Consider the following 26018-nt stretch of genomic DNA (forward strand, 5'->3'; position numbering starts at 1 on the left):
CCGTGCCCCGCACGCTCTCTGAGGTCGTCTTCGTCGACGGTGTCCGCACACCGTTCGGCAAGGCCGAGGAGAAGGGCATCTACGCCCAGACCCGCGCCGACGACCTGGTCATCAAATGCATTCGTGAACTTCTCCGCCGTCAGCCCGAGCTCGACCCGGCGAAGGTCGAGGAGGTGGCGATCGCGGCCACCACCCAGATCGGCGACCAGGGTCTGACCCTCGGCCGGGTGGCCGGGCTGCTCGCCGGACTGCCGAAGTCCACGCCTGGTTACTCGATCGACCGCATGTGCGCGGGCGCGATGACCGCGGTCACCAACACCGCGTCGAGCATCGCCTTCGGCGCCTACGACATCGCGATCGCCGGCGGCGTGGAGCACATGGGCCGGCACCCGATGGGCGAGGGCGTGGACCCGAACCCCCGGATCATCGCCGAGAAGCTCGTCGATCCGTCCGCGCTCGTCATGGGCGAGACGGCCGAGAACCTGCACGACCGCTTCCCGGAGATCACCAAGGAGCGCTGCGACGCGTTCGCGGTGGGCAGCCAGGAGAAGCTCGCCAAGGCGTATGCCGACGGCAAGATCCAGCCCGACCTGGTGCCCGTCGCGACCCGGCACGCCGAGAAGGGCTGGGGTCTGGCCACGACCGACGAGCCGCCGCGCCCCGGCACCACGGTCGAGGACCTGGCGCAGCTCAAGACGCCGTTCCGTCCGCACGGCAACGTCACCGCCGGCAACGCCGCAGGCCTCAACGACGGCGCGACCGCCTGCCTGCTCGCCTCCGAACGCGCTGCCACCGAGCTCGGGCTGCCGGTTGCCATGCGACTGGTCAACTACGCATTCGTCGGCGTCGAGCCGGAGGTCATGGGCATCGGCCCGGTCCCGGCCACCGAAAAGGCTCTGGACCATGCGGGCTTGGACATCAGCGACATCGGCCTCTTCGAGCTCAACGAGGCGTTCGCGGTCCAGGTGCTCGCCTTCCTGGACCACTTCGGCATCGCCGAAGACGACCCGCGGGTCAACCTGTACGGCGGCGCCATCGCCACTGGCCACCCGCTCGCCTCCTCGGGCGTCCGCCTGATGACGCAGCTGGCCCGGCAGTTCGCCGAGCACCCGGAGGTGCGTTACGGCCTGACTGCGATGTGCATCGGCATCGGCATGGGCGGCGCGGTCATCTGGGAGAACCCGCATCACCAGGACTACGTCAGCAGCGTCAGCGAAGGAGCCGCGTGATGACCGACACCGCAGCACTGCCCCAGGTGGACGAGGTGGTCACCCACGCCCACGTGCAGGACGTGCAACTGCCCGGCGGCGCAGCCACTTTCGCGCTCATCACGCTGGACAACGGGTTCGACCACACCAAGCCCAACTCGTTCGGGCCGGCCGGGTTGGCCGAGCTGAGTGCCGTGCTCGACACGCTGACATCACGTGCTGAGAAGGGCGAGATCGTCGGCGTCGGCATCACCGGCAAGCCGTTCATCTTCGCCGTCGGCGCCGACATCACCGGCATCCCCTCCATCACCAGTCGCGAGCAGGCGCTGCAGATCGCGCGTGCCGGTCACGACACGTTCAGCAAGATCAGCGCGCTTCCGGTGCCTACGTTCGCGTTCATCAACGGCGCGTCGATGGGAGGCGGCGTCGAGATCGCCTTGTATGCCGATTACCGCACCATCTCCTCGGATGTGCCGGCCTACGCGTTGCCGGAGTGCTTCCTCGGGCTGGTCCCGGGCTGGGGCGGCACCTACCTGGTGCCGCACCTGATCGGCACCGAGAAGGCCGCGCAACTGATCATCAAGAACCCGCTGTCGCAGAACCGGATGATCAAGGGCACCAACGCTTTCGAGTTCGGACTGGCCGACCGGCTGCTGCAGCCGGTGACCTTCCTGGAGGACTCGCTGGCCTTCGCCGCCCGCGTCATCACGGGCCAGGAGAAGGTCGAGCGGGCTGCCGTGGACACCTCCGAGGAGGGCTGGAACGGTCCGCTGGACAAGGCCCAGGCGGAAGCCGATGCGAAGACGGGCACGGCGGCGCCGGCGCCATACAAGGCAATCGAGCTGATGCGCGCCGCGCGCACTGCGACCCGCGAGGAAGCGTTCGAGGCCGAGAACCAGGCCCTGGCCGGCCTGATCATGAGTGACGAGCTGCGCGCGGGGCTCTACGCCTTCAACCTGGTGCAGAAGCGTGCCAAGCGGCCTGCCGGGGCACCTGACAAGTCGCTGGCCCGGAAGGTGGCCAAGGTCGGCATTGTCGGCGCGGGACTGATGGCCAGCCAGATGGCGTTGCTGTTCGCGCGCAAGCTGAAGGTGCCGGTGATCCTCACCGACATCGACCAGGAGCGCGTCGACAAGGGAGTCGCCTACACGCACGGCGAGATCGACAAGCTGCTGGGGAAGGGCCGCGTGTCCTCGGACGGCGCCAACAGGCTGAAGGCCCTGGTCACTGGATCCACCGGCAAGGACGGCTTCGCCGACGCCGACTTCGTCATCGAGGCGGTCTTCGAGGAGATGTCGGTCAAGAAGCAGGTCTTCGCCGAGGTGGAAGCCGTCGTCACCGATGAGTGCGTGCTGGCGACCAACACCTCGTCCCTGGACATCACCGAGATGGCGTCGGAGCTGAAGCACCCCGAGCGCGTCGTCGGCTTCCACTTCTTCAACCCGGTCGCGATCATGCCGCTGCTCGAGATCATCCGCGGTGACGAGACCGACGACGCCACTCTGGCAACGGCTTTCGCGACGTCACGGGGACTGGGCAAGACCAGCATCATGGTCAAGAACTCGCCCTCGTTCGTGGTCAACCGGCTGCTCGGCCGGTTCATGGGCGACGCCGGCAGGATGGTCGACGAGGGCACGCCGATCGAGGTGGTGGAGCGGGCGTTCGCCGGATTGACGCCCATGCCGCCGTTCATGCTGATCAGCCTCGTGGGCCCGGCGATCGCACTGCACAACAGCGAGACGCTGGCGGCCGCGTTCCCGGACCGGTTCTACGTCTCCCCCAACCTGGCGAAGATCGTCGACGCCAAGATCGGCAGCTTCTACGGCAGCGACGGTGCTCTGGACCCGAAGGTGCTGGAGCTCTTCGAGCCACCGGCGTCCCCGGTGACGCTCACCGCCGAGCAGGTGCGTGAGCGCGCACTGGAGTCCCTGGCCGACGAGGTGCGCCGGATGCTCGACGAGGGTGTCGTGCAGGCGGCCGAGGACATCGACCTGGCGATGATCAGCGGCGCCGGCTTCCCGTTCTGGAACGGCGGCGTCACCCCGCTGCTGGACCGGACCGGCATCAGCGAGAAAGTCACCGGCAAGCGGTTCCTCGAGCCGGGGGTTGCCTCGGTGCGGTCCACGGACTGAACCCGACATACCACGAGACGTCGTAGATCGACGGAAAACAGGGTTCTGTGACACGCATCGCGTGTCGCAGAACCCTGTTCCATCTCATATGTGAGCTACACTCGCCGCATGACCGATGACTACCTCTCCCGGGTCGGCACGCTGATCCGCGATGCCCGGCGGCACAAGAAGCTCACCCAGAGCGAGCTGGCCGAGGCGCTCCAGACGTCACAGAGCGCGGTCGCTCGCATCGAGCAGGGCAAGCAGAACCTCAGCCTGGAGACCCTGGCGCGCATCAGCGAGGCGCTGGACACCGAGGTCGTGGCGGTCGCGTCCTCCACCCCGCTCAACCTGCGCATCAAGGGCGGCCGCAAGCTGTCCGGCGAGATCGACGTGCGCACCTCCAAGAACGCCGCGGTCGCCTGCCTGTGCGCGGCACTGCTCAACAAGGGCCGGACCACACTCCGCAACCTGGCCCGCATCGAGGAGGTCAACCGCATCACCGAGGTGCTGACCTCGATCGGCGTCAAGACCCGCTGGCTGCCGGACAGCAGTGACCTGGAGATCGTCCCGCCGGCGCAGCTCGACCTCGCCGCGATGGATGAGACGGCGGCGCGGCGCACCCGCACCATCCTGATGTTCCTCGGTCCGCTGCTGCACCAGTTCGACGAGTTCCAGCTGCCCAACGCCGGTGGTTGCGATCTCGGCTCGCGCACGGTCGAGCCGCACCTCTTCGCTCTTCGCGCCTTCGGCCTCGACGTGGTCGCCTCGCACGGCTACTACCACGCCAAGGTCGACCCGTCGGTCCGGCCGCACAAGCCGATCATCCTCACCGAGCGCGGCGACACCGTCACCGAAAACGCTTTGTTCGCAGCGGCTTTGTATGACGGGGAGACCGTCATACACAACGCCAGCCCCAACTACATGGTGCAGGACCTGTGCTTCATGCTGGAGAAGTTCGGCGTGCGCATCGATGGCGTCGGCACCACCACGCTGCGGGTGCACGGCGTCCGCGAGATCAACCAGGACGTCGAATACCACCCGTCGGAGGACCCGATCGAGGCGATGACCCTGGTCGCGGCCGCGGTCGTCACCGAGTCGTCGATCACCATCCGCCGGGTGCCGATCGAGTTCATGGAGATCGAGCTGACCCTGCTCGAGGGCATGGGCATGAAATACGACATCGAGGGCGAGGAATACGTCTCGGCCAACGGCAAGACGCGGTTGGTCGACATCACCACCCGGCCGGGCCCGCTGCGGGCGCCGAAGGACAAGATCCACCCGATGCCGTTCCCGGGCCTCAACATCGACAACCTGCCGTTCTTCGCGGTGATCGCCGCTTACGCGCAGGGCACCACGACGTTGCACGACTGGGTCTACGAGAACCGCGCGATCTACCTCACCGAGCTCAACGCGCTCGGCGGCAAGGTGCACCTGATGGACCCGCACCGGGTCATGATCGAGGGCCCGACCAAGTGGCGTGCCGCCGAGGTCATCTCTCCCCCGGCGCTGCGACCGGCGGTCGTCGTGCTGCTGGCGATGCTCGCCGCGCCCGGCGTCTCGGTGCTGCGCAACATCTACGTCATCGACCGTGGCTACGAGGAGCTCGACACCCGGCTCAACAAGCTGGGTGCCGACATCCAGACTTTCCGCGACATCTGAGCCGATGGCCAGGACGGCCTTCTTCGATCATCCCGGCGTCATCGCGATGGCGCACCGCGGATTCTGCAGCGGTCTCGGGGCGCCCGAAAACTCGCTCGCGGCGTTCGGTGCTGCGGTCGCCCTGGGTTATCGGTATGTCGAGACCGACGTGCACGCGACCCGCGACGGCACGCTGATCGCCTTCCACGACGACCGGCTCGACCGCGTCACCGACCGGACGGGGGTGGTCGCCAAGCTGCCGTGGAGCGTGGTGCGTCAGGCCAGGATCGCTGGCAGTCAAGAGATCCCGACGCTCGACGCGGTGCTGGAATCGTGGCCGCAGCTGCGGCTCAACGTCGACTGCAAGTCGACGGCCGCTGCCGCACCGCTCGCCGAGGTGATCGAACGCCATGCCGCACACGACCGGGTGTGCATCGCCTCGTTCTCGGATGCCCGCCGGCGGGCAGTGCTGCGCCGCTTGACCCGGCCGGTGGCGACCTCCGGCGGCCAGTCGGTGATCGCACGGTTCGTGCTCGGCGGTCACCGCGCGCTTCGCGACGTCGACTGCCTTCAGGTGCCGATGTCCGCGGGCCGCGTGCGGGTGGTGACGGCCGGGTCGCTGGAGCGCGCACACCGGGCCGGCGTGCAGGTCCACGTCTGGACGATCGACGAGGCCGAGCAGATGCATGCATTGCTCGACCTCGGCGTCGACGGCATCATGACCGACCGCGCCGACACGTTGCGGGACGTGCTCGTCGAGCGCGGTCAGTGGATCGGCTGACGATCCTCAGCGACGACCGCTGCTGAACGACGCGGCGGAATGGCCCGCGCTGGCGGCGCGGCTTCCGTTGCGTCGGTTCTGGTTCCGATTGCGCCCGGGCCGGTTGCTGCTGCGAGACTTCCCGCCGGCCGGCTGCCCCGGCTTCGCGGCGGGCTTCGACGCCTTCGCGGCCTTCGCCGGCTGTGGCGCCGCCGGCGCGACGCCATACCCGCCGTCGACCAGCACACGCTCCCCCGGGGCCAGCTCTCGCAACACCGGATGGTCAGTGTCCGGCACCTTCGTGGTCGTGGGCGTGATGCCGGCGGCCTTGGTGAGACTGCGGACGTCGCCGCGCTGCTCGTCCGTCATCAGGGTCACCACGGTGCCTTCGGCACCCGCTCGAGCGGTTCGGCCGGAGCGGTGCAGGTAGGCCTTGTGTTCGGCCGGCGGGTCGGCGTGCACGACCAGTGCCACGTCGTCGACGTGGATGCCGCGAGCGGCGACGTCCGTGGCGACGAGCGTGCTCGCCGCACCGGAGTGGAACGCCGCGAGGTTGCGGGTGCGGGCGTTCTGCCCCAGGTTGCCGTGCAATTCGACCGCGGGCACCCCTCGCTTGTTGAGCTGGCGCGCGAGCGCCTTGGCGCCGTGCTTGGTGCGGGTGAACACCACCGTGCGACCTGGCGCCGCGGCCAGGTCGGCGACCACCGGGATCCGCAGCTCACGGGTCAGATGCAGGACGTGGTGGCTCATCTTCGCCACCGGCGCCTGGACCGAATCGGCTTCATGCGTCACCGGATTGCGCAGGAACTCACGCACGAGGACATCGATGGCCTTGTCGAGCGTGGCGGAGAAGAGCAACCGCTGGCCGCCCTTCGGCGTCTGCTTGAGGAGTCGGCGCACGCCGGGGAGGAAGCCCATGTCGGCCATGTGATCGGCTTCGTCGAGCACAGTGACCTCGACTCCCGCCAGCGAGCAGTGGCCCTGACCGATCAGGTCCTCCAACCGGCCCGGGCAGGCGATGAGAATGTCGACGCCGGCACGTAATCCGCGCACCTGCGGGTTCTGGCCCACGCCACCGATGACGCGCAGCGTGCGCAGGCCGGCGGACTCGGCCAGCGGCTGCAACGCTTCGTCTATCTGCGCGACGAGCTCGCGGGTCGGGGCGAGGATCAACGCACGCGGCCGGTTCGCCGCCCGCTTGCTCGCGCTCTGCTGCAGACGCGCAACAAGAGGCAACGCGAAGGCATAGGTCTTGCCGCTGCCGGTGCGGCCGCGGCCGAGCACGTCCCGACCGGTGAGCGAGTCGGGCAGCGTCGCGGCCTGGATGGGGGTGGGCGTCGAAATGCCTTTGGCCGCAAGGATGTCGACGAGGCGTGCAGGCACGCCGAGATCAGAGAATGAACTGGTCACGGAACTTCGTTCTGTCGGTTGCCCCACCTCATCAGCCGTTCATCCTGGGTTCAGGGGCTGCGCACGGAGCAAACTCGACATGCGGATCAACTCGTGGCGAGGACTGTGACGAGCCGATGGCACCAGGCTATCGGTCCGCGTGCCGATGTGACGAATCGGCGGCGGTGAGTCCCGTCACCTGTCGGTGGTTGCCTCTAGCGTCGCGAGGGTGACGAAAACCATTGACCGCCATCCTGACGACTTGGCTGAAGTTCGCGCCTCGTACGACCGCGTTGCCGACAACTACGCGCGGATGGTCGTCGACGACGGTCTCGGGAACATTCGGCAACAGCCGTGGCTGCGTGCGGCGGTCGACGTGTTCGCCGATGCTGTCGGCGACATCGGTCCAGTGCTCGATGTGGGCTGCGGACCGGGCACGGTCACGGCATACCTCCAGGAGCGTGGTCTCGACGTTGCCGGCGTCGACCTCTCGCCACGAATGATCGCCAACGCGCGCCGGCTGCACCCGGAGTGCAGTTTCGCCGTCGGGTCGTGGACCGAACTGGACCTTTCGCCTGCGTCGCTCGGCGGCATCCTCGGCTGGTGGTCGCTGTTCAACCTGCCACGCGACCTCATACCCTCCGTCTTTCGCACGTGTGCCGCCGCGCTCCGGCGCGGCGGTCAGCTGATCATCGCGACGCATGCCGGTGATGAGGACGTCTCACGCACCGAGGCCTATGGCGGGGTGCCGGTTCAGTGGACGACGCATCGCTGGCGCGCTCCGCAGCTGACGTCCCTCCTGCGTGCCGCCGGACTGCGGGTCACCGCCGAGCTGCGGTTCGCTCCTGATCAAGTGCCCGGCGAGGCGATTGTTGTCGTCGCGCAACGCGACGACTGAATACGTATGGCGGCGGCGATCGCCGTCTCGCGCTGCTGGCCGGCCGTCGCAACGGTCACCGACGCGCTCTGATTCACGACGCCGCCCCGTTGATCTGTCGCCCGCGCCATCTGTTCGGGTGATGCATCGAATCGTCCCCATTACGAACAATTAAGAATGGTGATGGGACTCATCAGGGCCGTGAGTCGCAGCCGACGCGCCGTGATGGATCTCTCTGCGCCACGCGTAGAGCATGCGGAACAGAAGGTTGAGAAATGATCAGTAGATCGTTGAACACCTGGATAGAAGGCGGTATAATCGAACACATGAGCGAGATCTCGGATGCGTCGGCAGCTGGCGGCACAGCTGTCATCGATGTGTCCGTGGTGCGTGCCTTCCAGGACCGCTTGGATGCACCGGTCATCAGCACGGGGGACGACCTGGCCGGCGAGCTCCGCGCCCTCGAGGAGTTGAAGAACGCGATCACCGCCCGGCAAGCCCACGTGGCAGTGGCGATGCACGAGCACCAAACCCGCCTCGATCAGCCGCGAGGCATCAAACGCGCAGTGACCGCTCGGAAGGTCGGCTCCGATGTCGCACTCGCGCGCCGCTGCGCCCAGCACCTGGGGTCTCGACTCCTCGGCTTTGCTCACGCCGTGGTCGAGGAGATGCCGCACACGCACCATGCTCTGGCGGCCGGCGTGATCGGCGAGCTCGAGGCCATGCTGCTGGTGCGCGAGACCGCCTGCCTGTCGCGTGAGGACCGTGGTGTGGTCGACGCCGCTGTCGCCGACCAGCTCGGCACGGTGTCGCGCCGGCAGCTCGAGGCGGCCGCCCAAGCTGCCGCCTACGAAACAGATCCGGCTGCGATTGTGGTCCGCCGAGCCCGGGCCGAAGCCGAGCGACGCGTCAGCCTCCGCCCGGCACCGGACTGCATGACGTGGCTGAGTGCGCTCCTACCGGTGAAGGACGGAGTCGCGTGCTACGCCGCCTTGTCGGCGGTCGCGAACGCCACCGCGACGCCCGACCATCCACGTGGCCAGGTCATGGCCGACACCCTCGTCGAGCGCATCACCGGCCGCGCGCCTGCCGACGGCCCGGATGTCCAGGTCAACCTGATCATGCCGCTGGACACCCTGATCGGCGACAGCCCTGCGCACGTGCCCGACTACGGACCCGTGCCCGCGGACCTGGCGCGCGAGTGGGTCCAACGGGCAGACACCCAAGAAGGCCGCGGCCGAGTGCGCGTGCGGCGACTCTTCAGCTATCCGGGCACCGGGGACCTGATCGGCATGGAGTCCCGTGCTCGCGCCTATCGGGGACTACTCGCCCAGCTGATCGCATTCCGCGACCAGGTGTGCCGCACTCCGTTCTGCGGTGCCCCGATTCGGCATACCGATCACATTCAGTCGCATGCCGAGGGTGGCCAGACCAGCGAACGCAACGCGGAAGGCCTGTGCGAACGCTGCAATTACACGAAAGAACACCCGGATCGCGAGGTCACCGGTGACGCGACGGCCGTCATCACGTGCACGGCCGGCCTGACCGCAGTCAGTCACCCGCCACGACCACCGGGACAACCGCCACCCACCAAGTCCAGCCATGAACGCCGATTCATCGACCTGATCTGGCTCCTCGAGCGGCCGTCGGGCGCCAGCCAGGGCAATTAGGCTGGATCAGTGACGGAGCCGACCTCGTGGACAGTGACTACACATGACTGGTCGCAAGCAGTGGATGCTGTCCATCTGCACAACATTCGTCGACACTCGCACAGCTATGGCGCAGGTGGAATCCGGCATCTAATCCTCGAAGTGCTTGCCTACGCAAATGACGAGGCCGAGGCGCTGGGTCGTGTCGGAAGGGCGTGGGTGCACGTTACCCCGAACGGATGGATCTCCGTCCGTGACGATGGCCGGGGGACCGACACCCGCCTCGATGCCGCGGGGCGTCCGGTTCGTAAGCCTGTCATGGCGACGCGGGACCTGCGATTCTTCGACTCCACCAGTCCCCCACGACTCCCCGATGGTCTTCCTCGCCGAGGGATATCAGTTGTTGCGGCGCTGAGTCGCGTTCTCATCCATGAGAACTGGCGTTCAGGCGCCGCTTGGTCTCAGACCTATCGGCACGGCATACCGGAAGATGAGTTGCGGCGTCCGCACGCGTCGCCGGACGCACACCGTACGGGAACCATCGTGAAGTTCCTCCCCGACGCATCGGTCGCGACGGAGGACAGGCTGACGCCAGAAGACCTGTCAGCATTCGCCTGGCTCGAATTCTCGTCACACCTCGCGCCATGACTGACGGCCGAACCAGCGGCTGACCCCGCAGCTGCGCCGTCAATCAGCGTGCGACCGCCAATCGCGGTGTGCAGCGTCACACAGGGTTTGGACCGTCACTCGGCCGCGCGACCCCGGTCGCTTCAAGCACCTGCCGGACCGTCGGATCGATCACCCGCGGCGACCACTCGGCGCGCTCAGCATGGGTGGCGTGCTCGAGTGCTCGCTCCATGGCGAAGATCCGGGCGAGGGAGGCAATGACCTTCGCATCGGGGAGCAGCGGCAGCAGCCGGCTGCTCGGCGCCACGTCCGACCACACCGACGCATAGGCTCGCACCAGCCGGGCGTCGCGGTCGGGATCGACCGGCAGGCCGAAGTGGAAGGTCGGTCCGGCCAAGGCGATCATCAAGCAACACAAGGGGTTTCCGACATACGCGTCGCCCCAGTCGAAGAACCGGGCGTCGTGCACCGCGCTCGCCGACCCGTCGGCGCAGAAGACGTTGCCGGCGTGCAGGTCGTTGTGCTCGATCGTGCTCGGCAGCCCGGATGCGTCCAGCCGATCAGCTGCCGCTCGCAGCGGACCTTCGGTGCCGGGCCACTGCCGGCCCCGGTCCGCCAGCCACTGCGTGACCAATGTGTGCGGCTCCCACCGCGGGACGCCGGCCGCGACCAGCTCCTCGGCGACCTCGGCCGACGCACGCTGCAGCCGTGCATAGCGGCGCAGCACACCGGACCACAGGCCGACGATGGAGCCGGCGTCGGCCACCTCTCGCAGCTCCGGCCCCTGGTCGGGCATCAGCAGCCAACCGCGTTCCTCGTCCGAGGCCCACACCGGCGGCAGCCGATCCGGCGCGATCCGGGTCAGCAGCCGGTAGATCGCGGGCTCCGGCGAGGTGCTCGGTGAGCACGCCTTGAACCACGCCCGTCCGGCGGAGGTGTCCACCACGAGTTGGGTCGACCACGCACGCACCCGTGGCTGGCGCGGGGTCACCGGCACACGGGACAGGCCCCGCCGTTCGAGCGACTCGTCGATCCACCGCGTCGCGTCCTGGCGCCACGCATCGCTCTGCCAGAGCTGCGAGGTTGAGGAAGAGGTCACGGGTGCGACGACAGCCGCGCGATCAGTTGCGTGCCGATGACGTCCGGCGTCAACCCGATCGCCTCGAGCACCTGCCCGCGCGACGCGTGCTCCAGATATTCCTTCGGTATGCCGAAGGTGTGCACCCGGGCGGACACCTCGGCGGCGGACAGCGCGTGGGCGACCGCCACCCCGATGCCCGAGGTGACCAGGTTGTCCTCGATGACCACCACGTGTCGGACCGAGCGGGCAAGCCGCACGACGTCGTCCGACACGGGCAGGACCCATCGCGGGTCGACGACAAGCGCCGAATGACCTTGAGCTTCCAGCTTTTCGGCGACCTGCAGCGCGGTCGGGCACATGGCTCCGACGCCGACGATCAGCACCTCCGGATCGGAAGCGTCGTGCAGCACGTCGATCGAACCGTCGACCCGCACGGCGGCCAGCGGCTCGGCCACATCGCCCTTCGGGAAGCGGATCACGGTCGGCGCATCGTCGACCCAAACCGCCTCGCGCAGCTGCGTCTTCACCTGCTCACCGTCACGCGGCGCGGCGAGCCGCAGACCCGGCACGATCGAGCAGATGGACATGTCCCACATGCCGTTGTGCGACGGGCCGTCCGAACCCGTGACACCGGCCCGGTCGAGCACGAAAGTCACTCCGGCGTGGTGCAGTCCGGCGTCCATCAGCATCTGGTCGAACGCCCGGTTGAGGAACGTCGCATAGACCGCCACCACCGGGTGCATCCCGCCGTACGCCAGCCCTGACGCCATGGTGACCGCGTGCTGCTCGGCGATGCCCACGTCGATCACCCGCTCGGGGTAGGCCTCGGCGAACTTGTCGAGACCGACCGGGATCATCATCGCCGCGGTGATCGCGACCAGGTCCGGCCGTTCGGCCCCCAACCGGACCATCTCGTCGCTGAACTCGTCGGTCCAGATGCGCCCGGCCACCTCGAAAGGAAGCCCGGTCTCGGGGTTGATCTTGCCGATGCCGTGCATCCGGTCGGCCTCGTCGTCCAGAGCCGGTTGGTAACCGCGGCCCTTCTCGGTGATCACGTGCACGATGCAGGGGCCGCCGAAGGCGCGCGCCCGCCGGAGCGCCTGCTCGACCGCGGGCTCGTCGTGGCCGTCGACCGGCCCGACATACTTGATCCCGAGATCCTCGAACATGCCCTGCTGCGGATAGACGATGTCCTTGATGCCCCGCTTCACGCCGTGCAGCGTCTCGTAGACGATGTCGCCGACGACCGGCGTGCCCTTGATCGTCGTCTTGCCCCAGTCGAGCATCCGCTCGTAGTGGCGGGTGGTGCGCAACGCGGCCAAGTGGTCGGCAAGTCCGCCGATCGTCGGGGCGTAACTGCGCTCGTTGTCGTTGACCACGATCACCAGCGGCAGGTCGCGCTCGACCGCGATGTTGTTGATCGCCTCCCACGACATACCGCCGGTGAGCGCGCCGTCCCCGATGACCGCGACGGTATGACGATGAGGCTCCCCCGACAGCACCCGTGCCTTGGCGATGCCCTCCGCCCAGGACAGCGACGACGACGCATGCGAACTCTCCACGATGTCGTGCTCGGACTCCGCGCGGGACGGGTAACCCGACAGCCCGCCCTGCTTCTTCAACTTGGAGAAGTCGTGCCGTCCGGTCACCAGCTTGTGCACGTAGGACTGGTGGCCGGTGTCGAAAACGATTGCGTCCTTGGGCGACTCGAAGACCCGGTGCAGCGCGATGGTGAGCTCCACGACCCCCAGGTTGGGACCGAGATGTCCGCCGGTGCGGGACACCGAATCCACGAGGAACTCCCGGATCTCCACCGCCAGCTCGTCGAGGCGATCGGCGGGCAGCCGCCGCAGGTCCTCGGGTGACGAGATGGTCTCGAGCAATCCCACGTCGTTGGCGCCTTTCGTCGGGTACGCGTCGATCGAGTCTACGCGTCGGTAGATGGAACCTCTGGCAGGACGCACGCGGCTGCCGGTCGGTTGCCTCGAAAAGGACTGCTACCGTGGAAGGACAACATCACCGACAGGGGAGCGCTTCGGCGCTGAGAGTGCGGCCCCCCGCCGCAGACCCTTGAACCTGCTCCGGTTAGCACCGGCGAAGGGAGTCATCATGGCTACTGTCAGCGCGCCCGGCGAACGGGCGCCCATCGCTTCTTTGCTCCGCTACCGCACCATCGACCTGGTGACGGTGGCAACGCTGGGCGTTGCGTCCGGCGTCATCTTCTGGGCCTGGGACCAGGCGTGGAACGGCATCAGCACACTCGCCCTCTTCACCGCCCCGCCGTTGCTCGGGCTGCTTTCCGGCCCGTGGCTGATCGGGGGCGTGCTCGGCGGACTGATCGTGCGCAAGCCCGGCGCCGCGCTGGCCGCCGAGTTCATCGGCTCGGTCGTCGAGATGCTGATCGGCAACCAGTGGGGATCCAGCACGATGATCTCCGGCCTGCTGCAGGGCCTCGGCGTCGAGGTCGTCCTGGCGCTGGTCCTCTACAAGCGTTTCGGCGTCGTCGTGGCGGCGCTCGGCGGAGCACTCGCCGCGGCCTTCGAGATCTTCTACGAGTGGCACGCCTACTACGCCGCCTGGACCTGGAACTACAAGCTGGCCTACCTCGGCTGCACGATGCTCTCCGGCGCCGTGCTGGCCGGCGTGCTCGGCTGGCTGCTGGTGCGGGCCCTCGCCGGCACCGGTGTGCTGGACGCTTTCGGCGCGGGTCGTGAGCACCACGCCCGCCACGCGGTGTGAGCGCACTCCGCGGCTTCGGCTGGCGCCCGCTGGGGCGGCGCGAGGAGGTCATCAGTGACCTCGACCTGAGCTTCGCCCCCGGCGAGATCACCCTGCTCGCCGGCGGGAGCGGGGCGGGCAAATCGACCGTGTTGCGCGCGCTCGCCGGGCTGCTCGGGGAGGCCGTGCCCGGGGAGCAGCGCGGCTCGGTCGAGGTCGACGGCGCGTGTGGATTGCTGCTGCAGAACCCAGCCGATGCGGTAGTGGCCACGACGATCGGGCGCGAGGTCGCGTTCGGCCCGGAGAATCTGGCGGTCCCCCGCGACGAGATCTGGCGACGCGTGCGCGACGGCCTCGCCCAGGTCGGATTGTCGTATGACGTCAGTCGGCCCATCTCCGCGCTCTCCGGCGGCGAGTTGCAGCGTGTCGCGCTGGCCGGTGTGCTCGCGATCCGGCCCGGCCTGCTGCTGCTCGACGAACCGACCTCGATGCTGGACGACGAGACGGCCGACCAGGTGCGACGCTGCGTGCTCGACGCCGCGCGCACGACCGGCGCAACGACGGTCATCGTGGAGCACCGGATCGGCCCGTGGCTCCCGGACTGTGACCGGGTGGTCGTGCTGGAGCGCGGGCAGATCATCGCCGACACCACCCCCGCAGCATTCGTCACCGAGCACCACGAACGAATGCTCCGCGCCGGCGTCTGGATGCCGGAAGCGCCCGACCCGCAACCGATCTCGCTCGATCCGTCCTGGGTGACACCGGTCTGCCCGGCTCCGACCTTGAAGGCCGATGCGCTGAGCGTCGAGCTGACCCTGCGGACTTTGCAGGGCACGAGGCGTCATACCGCTCTCACCGAGGTGAACGCCCGCCTCGGGGACGGCGAACTCACCGCGCTGGTCGGCCCCTCCGGCGCCGGGAAGTCGACCCTCCTGGCCGCCTTCGCCGGCGTCCTGCAGCCCAGTGCCGGCGTCATCCAGGGCGCGACACCACCGCTGCACCGCCGTCGGTCCAGAGATCTGGCCGCTGTCGCCGGGTTCGTACCGCAGAACCCGGAGCATGGCTTCCTGCGCAGCACGGTGCGTGACGAAGTGGCCTGCACCGCAACCCGACTCGGTCGTACCGTGGCGGTCGACGACCTCCTCGAACTCATGCGGCTGGATCAGCTGTCTGCCGCCAACCCACACCATCTTTCCGGCGGTGAACAGCGGCGGCTCGCGGTCCTGGCAGCGCTGGCGCACCGACCCGGCGTGGTGCTGCTCGACGAGCCGACGGTGGGCCAGGACCGTCATACCTGGGCAGCCGTCGCCGGCTGGGCCACCGCCGCGCGCGACGCCGGCGCCACCGTCGGCGTCGCCACCCATGACGACTCGCTGACCGCGCACTCCTCGTCGATCGTTCGTCTCGAGAACGGACGAGTGGCATGAAAAGCGTCATGTTCCAGGCGAATCCGCTCGCGCTGCTGTGCTTCGGTCTCACCGCTGTCCTCGGTTCGTTCTTCGTGCGTGCCGCATCGACCGCGGTCGTGGTCGTGGCGGCCTACGTCATGCTGGCCGTGTTGTTCGTGCCCAGCTGGCGACGGCTGCTGTGGCGTCTCGTGGCGGTGGGATTCGCGGCCGTCTCGCTCTGGTGGTCCAGCTGGCTGCTCGGCGGGCACGACACCGGCGCCGCGACGATCGCCGGCGGCAAGATCCTCGTGCTCGCCATACCGGGCGTGATCGTGGCAGCGTTCATCGACCCCGCACGATTCGGTGACGCGCTCGCCCAGAACCTCCGATTGCCAGCGCGATTCGTCGGTGCGTTCACCGCATCGCTGACCCGTTTCGACCAGCTCGGCGACACCTGGGGTCAACTGCAGCGCACCCGCCGGATCCGCGGCTTCGGCCCGTCCCGCGACCCGCTCGCCCGCGCGGCGTCGGTGGCGCCTCTCACCTTCGGGCTGCTCGTCACCGCCATGCGCGGTGCCACCCAGCTGTCGCTCGCAATGGACTCACGGGGCTTCGCCACCGCACGGCACCGCACCTGGGCGATGCCGTCGACCTGGCGGCGCAGCGACACGGCGATCGTGGTCGTGGCGCTGCTGGTGACGATCGTGCTTCCGCTGGCGCTGCAGTCGGCCTGAGGGGCTTACCAGTTGGCCTCGCGCGGGGGCCGTGGCAGCCGGACGGACGCCGGGTGGTTGACGTAGACCGTCCCACCGCTGTGCGGTACCCAGACGTTCTCGAACTGCTCGCGCTGGTAGGTGACGCGTACCTGCTTGTCGTCCGGGATCAGGTGCGACGCGGGGTCGTTCATCACCGGGTCGCCGTCGGCGGTGAAGCCGACCAGCACCATGAGGTGGCCGTTGGTGGAGTAGCCGGCGCCGTCCAGCTCGGAACTCTTGAACGAGACGGACGTGATCACCGGCATCCCTGCGGCGATGAACGGCTCCGCCTCGGCGAGGTTGCGCAGCCGGGTGACGAAGCCTCCCAGCCCGAACCGCGAGGTGTATGCCGTGTTGAACGGCCAGTTGCCGCACCCCTCGTAGACGTAGTCGTAGGTGTTGCGCGCCGCGTAGTCCACCTGCGGGTCGCTGTATGACGGATCGACCCAGGACAGGTCGGCCGCGCTCGGCCCCCGCTTCCACCAGGCCAGCACCATCGCCGAGGACGTCGGCGAGCACCACGCCTCTCCCCCGTTGTCCCACTGCGGGTACTGCCCGACATGGGTCTCCTGGGAGAAGGTCGGCACGTCCAGGATCACTTCCCGACCGAGGGTGAAGGCGCTCACCGGCACCTTCGGGTCGTCCGGGAGCGCCGACGAAACCGCGCCGAGGAACCGCACGGTCGGGGTCGACGAGGTGCCGTGCAACCGCAGCAGCTGCACCCGCAACTGGAAGTCGGTGAAGGTGTGGTCGCCGTACAGGTGCAGCGTGTCGGTCCACACGGTCGCGTAGTCCGTGCCCTGCCCGTCCAGGGACTGCCGCTGGATGGCGCCACCCTGCGCGACGTCGTTGCTGCACCACCGGCCGAGCACGAACCAGTCGGTGAGCGTGCCGTCCTCGGCGTGGCCGCGGACGTTGACCTCGATCCAGGTGCCGTTCGGCGTGTCGGCGTTCCAGGACGAGATGAGCTCGGTCAGCCCGAAGCCGTTGGTCCGCCAGGGAGCGGTCCACGTGCTGACGTCATACAGCTTGGTCGGGGCGTTTTCGATGGTGGGATCTGCGAATGCGCGGGTGCCGGCCGGTCGTAAGATCCGCAGCCCGTGCTCATCGAAGTGGATGCCCTCGCCGTGACCGTGCGCCCACGCCCGCGCGCCGGAGAAGCGGTGGTAGCGGATGTGCCGGTCGGCCGCGTCCGCGGCTCCGGCGGTGGCCGCGGACGCAACCGGTGCCCCGAAGAGCAGCGTGCCGCTCACCGCCGCACTACCCAGCAGCACCTGGCGACGGTTCGGCGTTGGCAGATGTTCGGTGCTGATCAACCCGGAACGGTCGGACATGGGACGGACTCCTTCGAGCCGCGGGTGGACGGATGGGTCCTTACCAGTGTGGCGTAAACGAAGTGCGTAGTTGGCGAATCCGCGCGAATTGTTTTCATCGGCGGTGGCAACGGAAGAGCCCCACGCACCGGAAGTGCGTGGGGCTCTTCGTCAGAGGCGAACCGTCAGTCCACCAGGGACCGCAGGACGTACTGCAGGATGCCGCCGTTGCGGTAGTAGTCGGCCTCACCGGGTGTGTCGATGCGGACCACCGCGTCGAACTCCGCCTTCGTGCCGTCCTCCTTGGTGGCGGTGACGTGAATCGTCGACGGGATGCCCTCGTTGAGGGCCGTGACGCCGTCGAAGTCGAACGTCTCGGTGCCGTCCAGCCCGAGCGACTCGACGCTCTCCCCCTCGGGGAACTGCAGCGGGAGCACGCCCATGCCGATCAGGTTGGAGCGGTGGATCCGCTCGAACGACTCGGCGATCACCGCACGCACGCCGAGCAGCACGGTGCCCTTGGCGGCCCAGTCACGCGAGCTGCCGGTGCCGTATTCCTTGCCGGCGAGCACGACCAGCGGGATGCCGGCCTTCTCGTAGTTCTGCGCGGCATCGAAGATCGTCGTCTGCTCGCCACCGCGCGTGAAGTCGCGGGTGAAGCCGCCCTCGACGTCGTCCAGCAGCTGGTTGCGCAGCCTGATGTTGGCGAAGGTGCCGCGCACCATCACCTCGTGGTTGCCACGGCGCGACCCGTAGGAGTTGAAGTCCTTGCGCTCGATGCCGTGCTCGCCGAGGTACTTGCCTGCCGGGCTGTCCGCCTTGATCGACCCCGCGGGGCTGATGTGGTCGGTCGTGACCGAGTCGCCGAGCTTGGCGAGCACGCGGGCACCGTGGATGTCCTCGACCGGCTCGGGAGTCTTGCCCATGCCCTCGAAGTACGGAGGCTTGCGGACGTATGTCGACTCGGCGTCCCACTCGAAGATGTCTCCCTCGGGTGTCGGCAGTGACTGCCACCGCTCGTCACCGGCGAAGACGTCCGCGTAGTCCTTGATGAACATGTCGCGATCCATCGAGGTGGCGATCGTCGCCTCGACGTCCGCCGCGTTGGGCCAGATGTCCCGGAGGAAGACGTCGTTGCCCTCCTGATCCTGACCGAGCGGGTCGCTCTCGAAGTCGAAGTCCATCGTGCCCGCGAGCGCGTAGGCGATGACGAGCGGCGGCGACGCGAGGTAGTTCATCTTCACGTCGGGGCTGATCCGGCCCTCGAAGTTGCGGTTGCCCGACAACACCGCGGTGACCGCCAGATCGTTGTCCTGCACGGCCTGCGAGATCTCCTCGTCCAGCGGGCCGGAGTTGCCGATGCAGGTGGTGCAGCCGTAACCGACCAGGTAGAAGCCGAGCTTCTCCAGGTAGGGCCACACCCCGGCCTTGTCGAAGTAGCCGGTCACGACCTGCGAACCGGGCGCCACCGAGGTCTTGACCCACGGCGGCACCGTCAGGCCCTTCTCGACGGCGTTCTTGGCCAGCAGGCCCGCGGCCATCATCACCGAAGGGTTCGAGGTGTTGGTGCAGCTGGTGATGGAGGCGATCGCCACGATGCCGTGGTCGATCTCGAAAGTGCGCCCGTCGGCCAGGGTGACCGGCACCTTCCGGCTCGGGCGGTCGATACCCGTGCCCTCGTCCGCCGGCCGGCTGCCACCGTTCTGCCCCTCGCGGGTGCCCTCGGGGGTCGGGTCGCTGGCCGGGAAGCTGGAGGCGGTGCCGGCGTCGCCCTCGTGATGAGACACGTAAGTGGGCAGCACCTTGCGGAACGAGTCCTTGGACGCCGACAACGCGATGCGGTCCTGCGGCCGCTTCGGCCCGGCTATCGACGGCACGACGGTGGAGAGGTCCAGCTCGAGCTTCTCGGAGAAGCGCGGCTCGACGCTCGGGTCGTGCCAGAGGCCCTGCTCCTTGGCGTAGGCCTCGACGAGCGCGACTTGATCGTCCGGGCGACCGGTGAGGCGCAGGTAGTCGAGCGTCACGTCGTCGACCGGGAAGATCGCGCAGGTGGAGCCGAACTCCGGGCTCATGTTGCCGATGGTCGCGCGGTTCGCGAGCGGCACGGATGCGACGCCGTCGCCGTAGAACTCCACGAACTTGCCGACCACACCGTGCTCACGCAGCATCTCGGTGATGGTCAGCACGACGTCGGTTGCCGTCGCGCCCGAGGGGATTTCGCCGGTCAGCTTGAAGCCGACGACGCGTGGGATGAGCATCGAGACCGGCTGACCGAGCATCGCGGCCTCGGCCTCGATGCCGCCCACGCCCCAGCCGAGCACGCCCAGGCCGTTGACCATGGTGGTGTGGCTGTCGGTGCCGACACAGCTGTCCGGGTAGGCCTGCACGACGCCGTCCGCCGTCTCGCGCGTCATCACGCCGCGCGCCAGGTGCTCGATGTTGACCTGGTGCACGATGCCGGTGCCCGGCGGCACGACCTTGAAGTCGTCGAACGCCGTCTGGCCCCAGCGCAGGAACTGGTAGCGCTCGCGGTTGCGGCCGTATTCGATCTCGACGTTCTTCTGGAACGCGTCCGGACGGCCGAACACGTCGATGATGACCGAGTGGTCGATGACCAGCTCGGCGGGTGCCAGCGGGTTGATCTTGCTGGCGTCGCCGCCCAGGTCTCGCACGGCTTCGCGCATGGTCGCCAGGTCGACGACGCACGGCACACCGGTGAAGTCCTGCATGATCACGCGCGCGGGGGTGAACTGGATCTCGGTGCTCGGCGTCGCGGTCTCGTCCCACTGGCCGAGTGCGTTGATGTGGTCCTGGGTGATGTTGGCGCCGTCCTCGGTGCGCAGGAGGCACTCGAGCAGCACCTTCAGGCTGAACGGCAGGTTCTGACTGCCCTCGACCGTGTCCAGACGGTAGATCTCGTAGGACTTCTCGCCCACGGCGAGCGTGTCCTTCGCTCCGAAACTATTGCTGCTGCCCACGCCGACTCCTTCGTCTCTGTTCACTCACGGACGGCTTTATCTTGACGTCAAGATAAGCTAACCACAGCCGTCGCCGCCGTGACAGCGAAGGTGCGCCTAACCCGGTCCGCTCGCAGGTTCCAGTATCGCCACGCACTCCACGTGGTGGGTCATCGGGAAAGCGTCGAACGCGCGGATCGACGCCGGACGGTACCCCGCCTTGGCCGCGTAGGAGAGGTCACGCGCCAGCGCCGCCGGGTCACACGCGATGTATGCCGCCTGCCGCGGCTGCCGGGCCAGCACCTGGCCGATCACCGCACGCCCGGCTCCGGACCGTGGCGGGTCGAGCACGACGAGATCGACGCGATCCAGCTGCTCGTCCACCACGGCGGTCCAATCGCCGCGCCCGATGGCGGAGCGTACGAGCGACGCCGGCGGGAGGTCGGCGAGATTGGCCTGGCCGTCGGCGACGGCACGGGCGTCACCCTCCAGCCCGAGAACCCGCCCGGTCGGACCGACCGCATCGGCGAGGAAGGCGGTGAAGACGCCGACCCCGGCATACAGATCCAGCACCTGCTCCCCGGGCCGCGGCTGCAGACCGTCCAGCGCCGCGCCCACGAATGTCGCCGCGGCGCCCGGGTGCACCTGCCAGAAACCGCGTGCCGACACCTCGAAATCGCGCGCGCCGTACGCCGCAACCGCCACCCGTTCCACGACATTCGGCACCTCGGGACCGGCGGGGAGGTCCACCGCGAGCACCTCCGCGTCGCTCCCGACCGCGACGTCCACGCCTCTGACGCCGGCATCGACCCGCTCGGTCAGCAGACCGGTCGCAGCCACCTCGGGCACGGCGATCAGGCAGTCGTCGATCGGGACGACGTCGTGCGAGCGGTGCTTGCGCAACCCGAGCCGTCCGTCGGGCGTGACGGAGAACTCCACTCGGGTGCGCCACCGGAGCCCCTCCTCGTCGCCCGGCACCGGCTCGACCACGCCGGACCAATCGAGCCCGGCGAGCCGACGCAGCTGCTCGCGCACCACGCGGCCCTTCAGCTCCCGGCCGAACGCTGCCGACGTGTGCTGCCAGTCGCACCCACCGCACGCACCGGGACCGGCGAATCGGCACGGCGCAGAATGGCGTTCGGGGGAAGGCTGCAGGACCTTGATCGCGTCCGCGCGCAGGAAGCGCGAGTCGGTGCCGCCGTCGGTCACTCGGACCACGACCCGCTCCCCCGGCAGCGCATGCCGGACGAACACGACCCGGCCCTCGTGCCGGGCCACGCAGTGCCCGCCGTGCGCGACGTCGCCGACGGTGACCTCGAACTCGTCGCCGACCAGCGAGTCGCCGCGCTGCTTGCGGTCGGCGCTCATTGACCCCGCCGCACAGAGCCGGGCGCCGGCCCTTCGTACCGCAGCTCGTGACCCTCACTGGACCGCAGTTGCCACGGGACGCTGGCGACCATGACGCCGGGCGTGAACAGCAGACGCGACTTCAGCCGGAGCGCCGACTGGTTGTGCAGCAGCTGCTCGTACCACTTGCCGACGACGTATTCGGGGATGTAGACCATCACCACGTCGCGCGGGCTGTCCCGCCGGATCGTCTTGACGTACTTGATGATCGGCCGGGTGATCTCCCGGTAGGGCGAGGCGATGATCTTCAGCGTCACCGGGATCTCGCGTCGGTCCCACTCCGCCTGGAGGGCCTTCGTCTCCTCCGGGTCGACCTCGACCGTGACGGCCTCGAGCACCGACGGCCGGGTGGCACGCGCGTAGGCGAGCGCCCGCATCGCCGGTTTGTGCAGCTTGGACACCAGCACGATCGCATGAACCCGCGACGGCAGCAGCTGGTCGTCGTCCGTCTCCGCGATCCGCAGCTCCTCGCTGACCCGGCTGTAGTGCCGCCGGATCTGCACCATCAGCGCGAAGAGCACCACCATGGCGGCGACGGCATACCCGGCGCCGTGGAGGAACTTGGTCAGCAGCACCACCACGAGCACCGTGCCGGACATCGCCGCGCCGATCGCGTTGATGACACGAGCGCGCTTCATCCGGGCCGGCGTGGTGGACGGGTCGTCCGACTTCAGGTTGCGGTTCCAGTGCCGGATCATGCCGATCTGACTGGTGGTGAAGGACACGAAGACGCCGACGATGTAGAGCTGGATCAGCCGGGTCGGCTCCGCCTTGTACACGACGACCAGCAGGACGGCGACCCCGGCGAGAATGATGATGCCGTTGGAGTAGGCCAGCCGGTCACCACGGGTGTGCAGCTGACGGGGCAGCCAGCCGTCGCGCGCGAGGATCGACGCGAGCACGGGGAAACCGTTGAACGCGGTGTTGGCCGCCAGCACCAGGATGATGCCGGTGACGATCGAGACGAAGACGATGCCGGGCAGGAAGCCGTGGAAGACGGCGTGCGCGAGTTGCCCGAGCACGGTGTCCTCGTTGTAGCCGGTCACCGGTCTGCCGTGCAGCAACAGGTTGCCCGGATGGTCGGGGTCCTGGATGTGTATGCCGGTCCAGTTGGCCAGCGTCACGATCGACACGAGCATGACCACCGAGATCGAGCCCATCAGCAGCAGCGTCGTCGCGGCGTTCTTGCTCTTCGGCTTCTTGAAGGCCGGCACGCCGTTGGAGATCGCCTCCACACCGGTGAGGGCCGCACAGCCGCTGGAGAACGCGCGCAGCAACAGGAAGATGAGCGCGATCTGGGACAGCGTGTCCATGTGCGGCTGCGGCGCGAGCGTGAATTTCGCGCTCTCCGACATCGGCAGGTCACCGGCGAGCTTGCGGGCCACGCCGACGATGGCGAGCCCGATGACGCCGAGCATGAAGAGATAGACGGGTATGGCGAAGAACGTGCCCGACTCCCGCACGCCGCGCAGGTTCATGGCGGTGAGGGCAACGATCAGCGCCACGGCCACGATCACCTCGTGGCCGTGCAGGAACGGGATGGCGGAGGCGGCGTTCTGCACACCGGACGAGATCGACACCGCCACGGTCAGCGTGTAGTCGACGAGCAATGCGGACGCCACCGTGAGTCCGGCCTTGGGGCCGAGGTTGGTGGTGGCGACCTCGTAGTCGCCGCCGCCGGACGGGTAGGCGTGCACGTTCTGCCGGTATGACGCGACGACCACCGCCATCACACAAACGACGGCGAGGGTGATCTGCCAGGAATGGGTGAAGGCGAAGGAGCCGCCCGCCGTGCCGAGCGTCAGCAGGATCTCGTCGGGCGCGTAGGCGACGGACGACAGCGCGTCGCTGGCAAAGATCGGGAGCGCCAGCTTCTTGGGCAACAACGTCTCGCCCAGTTTGTCGCTGCGCATGGCGCGACCCACGACGAGGCGCTTGACTGCGCGACCGGTCCCAGACACAACGCGCAAGTGTAGGGGCGCGTAGCACGGTCCCGAACCTCCGGTAGCGTTTCGCCTTGTGTACTTCGTGATCATGGGTTGTGGTCGAGTCGGCGCCATGCTCGCGCTGAGCCTGGAGAAGCACGGCCAGGAGGTCGCGGTCATCGACCAGGACGAGGCCGCCTTCCGGCGGCTCGGGCCGACCTTCGAGGGGCGCCGGGTCTCGGGCATCGGTTTCGACCGCGAAACCCTGATCCGCGCCGGCATCAAGGGCGCGGATGCGTTCGCCGCCGTGAGCAGCGGTGACAACTCCAACATCCTGGCCGCTCGGGTCGCGCGGGAGACGTTCGACATACAGAACGTCGTGGCGCGCATCTACGACCCGGGCCGCGCGGAGGTCTACGAGCGGCTCGGCATACCGACCGTGGCCACGGTGCGCTGGACCAGCGACCAGATCCTGCGCAAGATCCTGCCGATGGGCGCGCTCCCGGTGCACACGGACAGCAGCGGCAAGGTGGTCATCGCCGAGATCCCGCCGCACCCGACGTGGATCGGCACGCCGTTGCGCCGGATCGAGGAGGAGACCGGTGCCCGCGTCGCCTACCTCACGCGGCTCGGTGACGGCATGATGCCGGAGACCGACTCGGTCTATCAGGAGGGCGATCTGCTGCACCTCACCATGCCGAGTGAGCGAGTGCAGCGGATCGAGGCACTCCTCAAATCCGCCAAGCCGGCCGACTGACCTTCGAAACAACTGCAGCCACAAGGAGATTCGTCAGATGCGAGTTGTTGTCGTCGGTGCGGGAAGTGTCGGCCGCTCGATCGCGCGGGAGCTGATCCTGCGCGATCATCAGGTGCTGATCATCGACAAGTATGCCGAGGAGTCCCGCTCCAGCTCGGTCCCGGAGGCGTCCTGGCTGCTGGCCGACGCGTGCGAGATGGCGACCCTGCGCGAGGCCGACCTGCAGTCCTGCGAGGTGGTCGTGTGCGCGACCGGCGACGACAAGGTGAACCTGGTCGTGTCGCTGCTCGCCAAGACCGAGTTCGGCATCAACCGCACCGTCGCCCGGGTCAACAACCCCAAGAACGAGTGGATGTTCGACGAGGCGTGGGGCGTCGACGTCGCGGTGTCGACGCCTCGGCTGATGACGGCACTGGTCGAGGAGGCGGTGAGCGTCGGCGACCTGGTGCGTCTCTTCCAGTTCCAGCAGGGCAAGGCGACGATGGTCGAGATCACGGTGCCGGTCGACAGCCCCAACGTCGGCGTCGCGGTCAGCCAGCTCCAGCTGCCCGCTGAGTGTGTCCTGGTCGGCATCATCCGCGACAATGTCCCGATCCCTCCCACGCCGTACGACGCGATCGAGGCGCTCGACGAGCTGCTGCTGCTCGCGACCCCGGAGGCCGAGCAGCAGCTCGGCGCCGTGCTGACCGGGCGCCCGGCGGAGGAGATCCGCACGCACTCCCCCGCCGGAGAATGAGGTAGCTCTCCTCGGACGGGACCGCCTCTTCGTCATTGCCACCCTCCCGCCCGGATCCGGGGACGCTGCTGAGCTGAGTTTGTCCTCCGACCGAACTGGCTATAACAACTCCCGTCGGGGGACGTGCTTACATTCCACGAGTTGCCGGAGGCGGCCATGTCCCTGACGGACTTAGACGACGTGGTCGTCACGATCGTCGTCTTCCTTGTGGTGATCGGAGGCCTGCCGTTTCTGATGGCATGGCTCGAGAGCACTTTGGACACGCCCCGCGACACCCCTCAGTGGCGAAAGCGGAGGCACCACCGCGCCAAGCCACCGTCCGGTGACCACCTCGTCAAGCGAGGGTGAGGAAGAGCTTCTCCATGGTCGCCTGGTCATCGGCACTGATGCCACCGGGCGATGCGAGGCACTCGCGCATACCGGAAGAGACGATGGCGAAACCCGCCCGGTCCAGTGCGCGGTTGACGGCAGCGAGCTGCGTGACGACGTCCTTACAGTCGCGTCCTTCCTCGATGAGACGGATGACTCCGCCGAGTTGACCTTGGGCGCGCCGCAGCCGGTTGAGTACCGGGGCCATGTCGGCGTCGTTGAGGTTGACCATGCGTGGTCCTTCGTGGTCAGGCGGGTCGGCGACCCGGGCGGGATGAGGATCCTTGCCTGAGGTGACAGGAATACCCATCAGGGTATATATGTTGAAGCGGTTACGATACCCCCCTGGG

General features: G+C 68.2%; 19 protein-coding genes and 1 riboswitch. Of the genes, 11 read left to right on the forward strand and 8 right to left on the reverse strand.

Translation table 11 applies throughout. The annotated features are described in order from the left end of the window. Positions 1 to 2: 2 nt before the first annotated feature. From ACN8HC_RS06630 to ACN8HC_RS06645, 4 genes are all read left to right on the forward strand, one after another. On the forward strand, positions 3 to 1229 hold the full coding sequence (locus tag ACN8HC_RS06630) for a thiolase family protein (RefSeq protein WP_490074031.1): 1227 nt from the start codon (positions 3 to 5) through the stop codon (positions 1227 to 1229). Beyond that, entirely contained in the window at positions 1229 to 3340 is a 2112-nt protein-coding gene (locus ACN8HC_RS06635; protein ID WP_490074032.1) for a 3-hydroxyacyl-CoA dehydrogenase NAD-binding domain-containing protein, read from the forward strand. The genes ACN8HC_RS06630 and ACN8HC_RS06635 overlap by 1 nt, the downstream gene beginning before the upstream one ends. 108 nt (positions 3341 to 3448) lie before the next feature. Beyond that, positions 3449 to 4981 (forward strand): helix-turn-helix domain-containing protein, encoded by a 1533-nt coding sequence (locus ACN8HC_RS06640; RefSeq protein WP_490074033.1) that lies wholly within the window; start codon positions 3449 to 3451, stop codon positions 4979 to 4981. Between the two features lie 4 nt (positions 4982 to 4985). Beyond that, the gene (locus ACN8HC_RS06645; protein WP_490074034.1) at positions 4986 to 5741 is read left to right on the forward strand and encodes a glycerophosphodiester phosphodiesterase family protein; all 756 of its coding nucleotides are present in this window, start codon (positions 4986 to 4988) and stop codon (positions 5739 to 5741) included. Between the two features lie 6 nt (positions 5742 to 5747). On the opposite strand, the gene ACN8HC_RS06650 is transcribed toward ACN8HC_RS06645, so the two are convergent. Further along, the gene (locus ACN8HC_RS06650; RefSeq protein ID WP_490074035.1) at positions 5748 to 7130 is read right to left on the reverse strand and encodes a DEAD/DEAH box helicase; all 1383 of its coding nucleotides are present in this window, start codon (positions 7128 to 7130) and stop codon (positions 5748 to 5750) included. A 241-nt stretch (positions 7131 to 7371) separates the two neighbouring features. Between ACN8HC_RS06650 and ACN8HC_RS06655 the strand changes: the two genes are divergently transcribed. Together ACN8HC_RS06655 and ACN8HC_RS06660 are read left to right on the forward strand one after the other, a co-directional pair. Beyond that, the gene (locus ACN8HC_RS06655) at positions 7372 to 8007 is read left to right on the forward strand and encodes a class I SAM-dependent DNA methyltransferase (protein ID WP_490074036.1); all 636 of its coding nucleotides are present in this window, start codon (positions 7372 to 7374) and stop codon (positions 8005 to 8007) included. 305 nt (positions 8008 to 8312) lie between these two features. Then, on the forward strand, positions 8313 to 9656 hold the full coding sequence (locus ACN8HC_RS06660; protein ID WP_490074037.1) for an HNH endonuclease: 1344 nt from the start codon (positions 8313 to 8315) through the stop codon (positions 9654 to 9656). Positions 9657 to 10359: 703 nt separating this feature from the next. On the opposite strand, the gene ACN8HC_RS06665 is transcribed toward ACN8HC_RS06660, so the two are convergent. Both ACN8HC_RS06665 and dxs read right to left on the reverse strand, forming a co-directional pair. Further along, positions 10360 to 11361, reverse strand: a complete 1002-nt coding sequence (locus ACN8HC_RS06665) for an aminoglycoside phosphotransferase family protein (protein WP_490074038.1) — start codon at positions 11359 to 11361, stop codon at positions 10360 to 10362. After that, on the reverse strand, positions 11358 to 13232 hold the full coding sequence (gene dxs / locus ACN8HC_RS06670) for a 1-deoxy-D-xylulose-5-phosphate synthase (protein ID WP_490074039.1): 1875 nt from the start codon (positions 13230 to 13232) through the stop codon (positions 11358 to 11360). The genes ACN8HC_RS06665 and dxs overlap by 4 nt, the downstream gene beginning before the upstream one ends. A gap of 125 nt (positions 13233 to 13357) precedes the next feature. Beyond that, positions 13358 to 13463, forward strand: a riboswitch (TPP riboswitch). Between dxs and ACN8HC_RS06675 the strand changes: the two genes are divergently transcribed. The 3 genes from ACN8HC_RS06675 to ACN8HC_RS06685 all read left to right on the forward strand — a co-directional run bounded on the left by ACN8HC_RS06675 (position 13453) and on the right by ACN8HC_RS06685 (position 16183). Next, a complete protein-coding gene (locus ACN8HC_RS06675) occupies positions 13453 to 14082 on the forward strand; it encodes an ECF transporter S component (RefSeq protein WP_490074040.1) in 630 nt (209 codons plus the stop codon). (Overlaps the previous riboswitch by 11 nt.) Further along, the gene (locus tag ACN8HC_RS06680) at positions 14079 to 15488 is read left to right on the forward strand and encodes an ABC transporter ATP-binding protein (protein ID WP_490074041.1); all 1410 of its coding nucleotides are present in this window, start codon (positions 14079 to 14081) and stop codon (positions 15486 to 15488) included. Before ACN8HC_RS06675 ends, ACN8HC_RS06680 begins: the two co-directional genes overlap by 4 nt. Beyond that, positions 15485 to 16183, forward strand: a complete 699-nt coding sequence (locus tag ACN8HC_RS06685) for an energy-coupling factor transporter transmembrane component T (RefSeq protein ID WP_490074042.1) — start codon at positions 15485 to 15487, stop codon at positions 16181 to 16183. Before ACN8HC_RS06680 ends, ACN8HC_RS06685 begins: the two co-directional genes overlap by 4 nt. A gap of 5 nt (positions 16184 to 16188) precedes the next feature. Here ACN8HC_RS06685 and ACN8HC_RS06690 read toward each other — a convergent pair whose 3' ends face one another. The 4 genes from ACN8HC_RS06690 to ACN8HC_RS06705 form a co-directional block, all read right to left on the reverse strand. Beyond that, positions 16189 to 17538 (reverse strand): C39 family peptidase, encoded by a 1350-nt coding sequence (locus ACN8HC_RS06690; RefSeq protein ID WP_490074043.1) that lies wholly within the window; start codon positions 17536 to 17538, stop codon positions 16189 to 16191. Between the two features lie 164 nt (positions 17539 to 17702). Beyond that, positions 17703 to 20495 carry an aconitate hydratase gene (locus ACN8HC_RS06695; protein WP_490074044.1) on the reverse strand — a complete coding sequence of 931 codons (2793 nt, stop codon included), beginning with the start codon at positions 20493 to 20495 and terminating at the stop codon, positions 17703 to 17705. A 96-nt stretch (positions 20496 to 20591) separates the two neighbouring features. Beyond that, on the reverse strand, positions 20592 to 21842 hold the full coding sequence (locus ACN8HC_RS06700; RefSeq protein WP_490074045.1) for a class I SAM-dependent RNA methyltransferase: 1251 nt from the start codon (positions 21840 to 21842) through the stop codon (positions 20592 to 20594). After that, positions 21839 to 23842 carry an APC family permease gene (locus ACN8HC_RS06705; protein WP_490074046.1) on the reverse strand — a complete coding sequence of 668 codons (2004 nt, stop codon included), beginning with the start codon at positions 23840 to 23842 and terminating at the stop codon, positions 21839 to 21841. Before ACN8HC_RS06705 ends, ACN8HC_RS06700 begins: the two co-directional genes overlap by 4 nt. A 58-nt stretch (positions 23843 to 23900) precedes the next feature. Between ACN8HC_RS06705 and ACN8HC_RS06710 the strand changes: the two genes are divergently transcribed. Continuing rightward, the gene (locus ACN8HC_RS06710; protein WP_490074047.1) at positions 23901 to 24563 is read left to right on the forward strand and encodes a potassium channel family protein; all 663 of its coding nucleotides are present in this window, start codon (positions 23901 to 23903) and stop codon (positions 24561 to 24563) included. Positions 24564 to 24600: 37 nt separating this feature from the next. Beyond that, a complete protein-coding gene (locus tag ACN8HC_RS06715) occupies positions 24601 to 25299 on the forward strand; it encodes a potassium channel family protein (protein ID WP_490074048.1) in 699 nt (232 codons plus the stop codon). Positions 25300 to 25633: 334 nt separating this feature from the next. On the opposite strand, the gene ACN8HC_RS06720 is transcribed toward ACN8HC_RS06715, so the two are convergent. Next, on the reverse strand, positions 25634 to 25900 hold the full coding sequence (locus ACN8HC_RS06720; protein ID WP_490074049.1) for a metal-sensitive transcriptional regulator: 267 nt from the start codon (positions 25898 to 25900) through the stop codon (positions 25634 to 25636). Positions 25901 to 26018 lie beyond the last annotated feature (118 nt).

The sequence above is a fragment of the Flexivirga sp. YIM B11880 genome (genome assembly GCF_058148645.1).